Raw genomic sequence first — 4040 nt, 5'->3', positions numbered from 1 at the left:
GCCGGGCTGGCCCTCGCCGCCCTGCTCACCGCCTTCGCCGCCTGGCGCGGGTGGGTGGGCACCGAGCGGGCGATGCGCCAGGGCAAGCCACTGCCGGCGAACCCCGCGATGGTCGTCGTGCTCGTGGCCGTGGCCGTCACCGCGGTGGTCCTCGGCGTCACGAGCGTGACCGGTGCCTGAGACGCATCTGACCAAGTGGTCGGATCTGTCCCAGTGGTGGGCTCCGGGTGGTGAGCCAGCCCGTGGGTGATCCGGCTGCCCCGCAGGAACGCACCACCTTGGCGTGGCGCCGCACCGGGCTGGCGCTGCTCATCGGAGCCCTGACGATCGGCCGCCTCACCCTCGACGCCCTCGGCCCGGCCGTCGTCGTCCCCACAGCGCTGGCTGCTGCCCTCGCGGGCTGGGTGATCATCGCGGCGCTGCGCACCCGCCGGCTGGCCCGAGCCCACCCCGGCGAGCCCGGTTTCTCGGTGCTCGCCGACGGCCGCCTGCCCGCCGTCGTCGCGGCCCTGGTCGGGGCACTGGCCGTCGGTGAACTGCTCGCCGCCGTGGCCCACCTGCTCTGACCACCCGCCCAGACGACGATTTTCACCCAAGTTCGAGGGAAAGCTCGGAGGAACCTTGCCCGGATAAGGCCGAGTTCGGGGAGGGGAGTGCTTCCGATCGGGCGGCGCGTCAGGGATGCTGGCGCCATGGACCCCCGCACGACGTTCGACTCGGCAGCCGACCTCGAGGGCGCACTCGGCGCGACGGGGTACCTCACCGACGAGGCCCTGGCCACCGTCACCTGGCTGGCGCTGCGCCTCGGCCGGCCGCTGCTCATGGAGGGCGAGCCCGGCACCGGCAAGACCGCCCTGGCCGAGGCCCTGGCGCAGGCCATGGACCTGCCCCTCATCCGCCTCCAGTGCTACGAGGGCATCGACGCCACGCAGGCCCTCTACGACTGGGACTTCCCCCGCCAGATCCTCCACGTGCGCGCGCTCGAAGCCGTCGAGGACGCCCCCAGAGACGTCCGTGAGGTCGAGGAAGGGCTGTTCGACGAGCGCTTCCTGCTCGCCCGCCCGGTCCTGCGAGCCCTGCGCGAGTCCCCGGCGGTGCTGCTCATCGACGAGATCGACCGGGCCGACGACGAGTTCGAGGCGTTCCTGCTCGAGGTGCTCTCGACGTGGCAGGTGACCATCCCCGAACTCGGCACGGTCACGGCATCCGTCCCGCCGGTCGTCATCCTCACCTCCAACCGCACCCGCGAGCTGCACGACGCCCTCAAGCGCCGCTGCCTCTACCACTGGCTCGAGCACCCCGGCATCGCGCGTGAGCTCGCGATCGTGCGCAGCCGCGCCCCCGAGGTGCCCGAGGCGCTCGCCGACCAGGTCGTGCGACTCGTCCACGGCATCCGCACCGATCGCGAGCTGCTCAAGCCCCCCGGCGTCGCCGAGACCCTCGACTGGGCGCGCGCGCTGAACGAGCTCGGCACGCGCGAGCTCGACACCGCGACGGCGGCGGCCACCCTGGGCGTCGCGGTGAAGTACCGCGAGGACGCCGAACGCGTCCGCCGCGCCCTCGACATCATGCTCACGACATGAGTTCGGATGCCGTCCGCCCGGGTTCGGATGCCGTCCGCACCGACGCGCAAGACGCGGCGCCCACCCGCCCGCCGGAGGAGATCCTGCTCGGCTTCGCCCGGGCGCTGCGAGCTGCCGGGGTCGCGGTGACGGCCGACCGCGAGCGAACCTTCCTCGAGGCCGTGGCCGCGCTGGGGCTCGAGGACCAGGTCGGCGTCTACCACGCAGGGCGGGCGACCCTGTGCGGGTCACCGGCCGACCTCGAGCGCTACGACCTCGTCTTCCACGCGTGGTTCAGCGGGCAGCGTGCGGGCATGAAGAACCGGCCGCCGCTGCAGCAGGTGACCAGCCAGGCCGGGCTGAACGACTCGGCCGGCGCAGCCAACTCAGCCCAGGACGACCCGGACACCGTTGCCGCGCAGGCCAGTTCGACCGAGATCCTGCGCCACCGCGACGTCGCCACGCTCGACCGCCGTGACCGCGAGGAGCTCGTGCGGATGTTCGCGGCCCTGCGCCCCCGCGCACCCCGCCGCAGGGCCCACCGGCACACCAGGGCCCGCCGCGGCCAGGTCGACGCCCGCCGCACGCTGCGCTCCATCCTGCGCCGCATGGGCGAGCCCGGCGAGGTCACCTGGCGCCGCCGCGCCGACCGGCCCCGGCGCGTCGTGCTGCTCATCGACGTCTCGGGCTCGATGAGCGCCTACGCCGACGCCCTCATCCGCCTCGCGCACACCTACTGCGCGGCGGGCGTGCCCACCGAGGTCTTCACCCTCGGCACCCGGCTCACCCACGTCACCCGCCCGCTGCACCAGCGTGACCCCGACCGGGCGATCGTCGCGGCCGGCCGGGCCATCCCCGACTGGTCGGGCGGTACCCGCCTGGCCGAGGGGGTCAAGGTCTTCCTCGACCGGTGGGGGCGGCGCGGCATGGCACGCGGCGCGGTCGTCGTCGTCTTCAGCGATGGGTGGGAGCGCGACCAGCCCGAGGCCCTCGGGGAGCAGGTGCGCCGGCTGCGGGCGGTGGCGCACCGGGTCGTCTGGGTCAACCCGCACCGGGGGCGGGCCGGGTACGAGCCGGTGCAGGGCGGCATCATGGCGGTCCTGCCCCATGTCGACGACTTCGTCGCGGGGCACTCGATGGCGGCGTTCCAGGAGCTGACGGAGGTGGTGGCGCGTGCGTGACGTGCTGAACGAGCTGATGGCGTGGTGGCACGCCGGGGATGCCGTGGGCGTCGGTACCGTCGTCGCGACCTTCCGCTCCGCGCCCCGCCCGGCGGGTGCGTCGATGCTCGTCGGGCCCGGTGGCGAGGCCGTGGGGTCGGTCTCCGGCGGGTGCGTCGAGGGCGCCGTCTACGAGCTCGGCCTTGAGGTCATGGCCTCGGGGACCCCGGTCCTCCAGCGCTACGGGGTGAGCGACGACGACGCGTTCTCGGTCGGGTTGACGTGCGGCGGCATCCTCGACGTGTTCGTGGAGACCGTGTCGAAGGAGACCTTTCCCGAGCTGGGCTCCGTCGCCGCCGACGTCGAGGCCGGCCGCCCGGTGGCGGTCGCGACCGTCATCGACCACCCGGATCCGGCCTTCGTGGGCCGCCGCCTCGTCGTGCGCCCCGAGGGTGCCGCAGGCGAGGTGGCGGGCGAGGGGCGCGGAGGTGAGGCTGGTTCGGATGCCGGTGGCACGGCATCCGCGGTCGTCGCCGGGTCGCTGGGCAGCGAGCGGGCTGACGCGGCCGTCACCGACGACGTGCGAGGGCTGCTCGCGGCGGGGCGCACGGAGACGCTGACGTACGGGCCCGATGGTGAACGCCGCGGGGAGGGCATGCGGGTGTTCGTCGCGTCGTACGCACCGCGGCCGCGGATGCTCGTCTTCGGGGCGATCGACTTCGCCGCGGCCGTGGCACACGTCGGGGCGTTCCTCGGGTACCGGGTGACGGTCTGCGACGCGCGGCCGGTGTTCGCGACGGCGTCGAGGTTCCCGGCAGCTGACGAGGTCGTCGTCGACTGGCCGCACCGCTACCTGGCCGCCGAGGTCGACGCGGGGCGGATCGACCAGCGCACGGTGATCTGCGTGCTCACCCACGACCCGAAGTTCGACGTGCCGGTGCTCGAGGTGGCGTTGCGGCTGCCCGAGGTGGCGTACGTCGGGGCCATGGGGTCCCGGCGCACGCACGAGGACCGACTGGCCCGGCTGCGCGAGGTGGGGGTGACCGAGGCCGAGCTGGCGCGGCTGAGCTCACCGATCGGGCTCGACCTCGGGGCGCGGACCCCGGAGGAGACGGCCGTGTCGATCGCCGCCGAGATCGTGGCGCTGCAGTGGGGCGGCGGCGGCCGACGGCTTCAGGACATCGGCGGCTCGATCCACCACCACCTTTGACGGTCTGCAGCATCAATCGGTGCGGATATCGTCGAAGCCCTTGTGGTGGGGGTCACTTCAGGTGAGGATCACGAACACGTCACGATCGCCTGCCGAAGGAGAGTCAAC

The 4040-nt window shown here is 73.7% G+C and carries 4 protein-coding genes and 1 pseudogene; all 5 read left to right on the top strand.

Features of this window, described 5'->3' with window-relative positions; genetic code table 11:
- Nucleotides 1-180: pseudogene (locus PLL68_RS12845) on the top strand (YidH family protein); the annotation flags it as partial.
- Between the two features lie 50 nt (nt 181-230).
- Nucleotides 231-566: a DUF202 domain-containing protein gene (locus PLL68_RS12840; protein WP_324534679.1), complete on the top strand. Its 336-nt coding sequence runs from the start codon at nt 231-233 to the stop codon at nt 564-566.
- Between the two features lie 126 nt (nt 567-692).
- The gene (locus PLL68_RS12835; protein ID WP_324534677.1) at nt 693-1583 is read left to right on the top strand and encodes an AAA family ATPase; all 891 of its coding nucleotides are present in this window, start codon (nt 693-695) and stop codon (nt 1581-1583) included.
- The gene (locus tag PLL68_RS12830; protein ID WP_324534675.1) at nt 1580-2743 is read left to right on the top strand and encodes a vWA domain-containing protein; all 1164 of its coding nucleotides are present in this window, start codon (nt 1580-1582) and stop codon (nt 2741-2743) included. Before PLL68_RS12835 ends, PLL68_RS12830 begins: the two co-directional genes overlap by 4 nt.
- Nucleotides 2736-3932, top strand: a complete 1197-nt coding sequence (locus tag PLL68_RS12825; protein WP_324534673.1) for an XdhC family protein — start codon at nt 2736-2738, stop codon at nt 3930-3932. The genes PLL68_RS12830 and PLL68_RS12825 overlap by 8 nt, the downstream gene beginning before the upstream one ends.
- The last annotated feature ends 108 nt before the right edge of the window (nt 3933-4040 follow it).

The sequence above is a fragment of the Ornithinibacter sp. genome, from assembly GCF_035443565.1.
GTDB lineage: Bacteria > Actinomycetota > Actinomycetes > Actinomycetales > Dermatophilaceae > Fodinibacter.
This window is presented reverse-complemented; position numbering and strand designations above follow the sequence as displayed.